The organism is Endozoicomonas atrinae (assembly GCF_001647025.1).
In the GTDB taxonomy this organism is placed as follows: Bacteria; Pseudomonadota; Gammaproteobacteria; order Pseudomonadales; family Endozoicomonadaceae; genus Endozoicomonas; species Endozoicomonas atrinae.
Genome location: NZ_LUKQ02000514.1, coordinates 1 through 1,753, shown reverse-complemented (window position 1 = coordinate 1,753; position 1,753 = coordinate 1). Strand labels below are relative to the sequence as shown.

Annotated in this window: 4 protein-coding genes; all 4 read right to left on the bottom strand. The window is 49.4% G+C overall.

Annotated features, from left to right (window positions below; all coding sequences use genetic code 11):
- Positions 1–93 precede the first annotated feature (93 nt).
- On the bottom strand, positions 94–543 hold the full coding sequence (locus AK963_RS28555) for an AP2 domain-containing protein (RefSeq protein WP_066018669.1): 450 nt from the start codon (positions 541–543) through the stop codon (positions 94–96).
- Positions 544–551: 8 nt separating this feature from the next.
- The gene (locus AK963_RS28550; RefSeq protein WP_066018668.1) at positions 552–743 is read right to left on the bottom strand and encodes a hypothetical protein; all 192 of its coding nucleotides are present in this window, start codon (positions 741–743) and stop codon (positions 552–554) included.
- Positions 744–847: 104 nt separating this feature from the next.
- Positions 848–1,021: a hypothetical protein gene (locus AK963_RS33925; protein WP_175404712.1), complete on the bottom strand. Its 174-nt coding sequence runs from the start codon at positions 1,019–1,021 to the stop codon at positions 848–850.
- Positions 1,022–1,121: 100 nt separating this feature from the next.
- Positions 1,122–1,753 (bottom strand): VUT family protein (locus AK963_RS28545; RefSeq protein WP_066018667.1); only part of this gene is annotated, 632 nt, incomplete at its 5' end.

Genomic DNA, 1,753 nt, shown 5'->3' with positions numbered 1-1,753 from the left:
GGAGCAAAGGTCTGTTAACGCCTTGTTTAACTCAATGGCCCGATCCATTCGCCCTACGGTCTGATCTACCCGGACAAAAGGTTACTTTGTCCGTCAGTTTCCCCCTACCACCCCCAGTTCAAAAATCACCCTTTCCCGGTACTTGACCGCCATATTGTAGGCTTCTTTGTCGCCGTATTTCTTAATGGAAAAATTCTTGTATTTATTAATTGTCCGCTGACCCAGCGGGTCGGACGGATCAAGTTCAATCCACTTTGCTCGCCAGTAAAGTTCGCCATTGGGCTTAGTCTGCTTACTGACACCCACAGCCTTGGATCGAGCCTGCGCCAGCAACGGCTTTTTCAGCTCTAAAGCCTCGGCAGGCAGGCTGTCACGAAAGGCCAGCGCCACCGCTTTTGCCGTTTCGATACCACCGAGCTTATTGGCTGTGAACTGATGCGTCGTACCATAGGCATAAACACGCCACACCTTTCGTTTCGAGTCTAACGAAAGGTGATGTTCAGGTTCCAGTTCGTCCAGTAGTTTTCGCTGTTCAGGCGTCATTGGTCAATTCATCCTGCTGTCTCATTTTGCAATTCAGCCTTTCGCTCAATATAAGCCAGCCAGGTATCATAAGGGTCGTATTTGGTCTTGAATAACCGGTTCCATTCCTCCACGGCATCCTCAATCATCTGTTGCCAGGCACCATCTGGAAGGTCATCAAGATCATGGTCGGCGAGGAAATCAAACAGAGCGTTATTCATGGCCTTCTGCCCATGGTTGAGCTGCCTCACCTTCCTGCCAATGAGAACTATCAATCTTCCTGATGTAAGCGATTCGCTTAGGGTCGGTTGCCAGAATCATAGGATTACTCAGTTAATAGTGCCTGCCACTCGGAAAGCCGCTTTTCCAGCCAGGCTTTACGGTCAAGGCGGCTTTCCAGATTGGTGTAGTAAAAAGGATCGGTGGGATTATGATGCCGGTTGATGCGATGGTTCAACTGTTTGAGTTCTTCCTCAGCGACCATGGCTTTTATCATCACTGACGGTATGACCTGATAGCTTACCTCGCCCCGGCTATTGCGGGGCACTTATCCTAAGTGGATACGATCCATCATCAATACATCCATGACGACTGCTTATTCAATACTTCGCGTGGTTTCTGCGCCAGTAGCGGGTTAACTCAACAATGGCAACACCTACCCACACGTACACTAACACAAGCGGGTATTTCGCCTTCGTGACATTAATCACGAAATCCAGAGTTTCAGGATCGTTCCAGAATCCCGGAAAGCGAACGAGTGGGCCAACTACCGAGAAAATGGTCAGAGCAACGGTGGTCGATACCAGTGAACGGAACCAGAACCAGCGATTGTTCATCAAGTGACGTATCCAGTGAAACAGCAAAATGTTGACCAGATCAGTCAGTACAATGCTCAGGCCGAGCAGGAAAAAGTTTTTCGGCAGCTCCTTGAAAAAAAAATTGACCGCCTGTTGATCGCCGTTACTGTGATCACCATGGATAAAGCCTTCCAGAAAGTGGTCCTGAAGCGCCAGGGCACCACCAAACAGCATCAGCAAACTGCCGGTATAGACCAGTGTCTGACGCGCCCGACGAAAGCCGTACAACTCCGATATGCTATCAAGTAGTACATAGGTAAAGGGGAATACGATACTCCCGCCGGTAAAGTTCAGCCCCATAATATCGGAGTGCCACATGAAGAGGACCGGACAAAGTGCCAGCAACCCTACATACAGGCAGAACAGTACCAGAA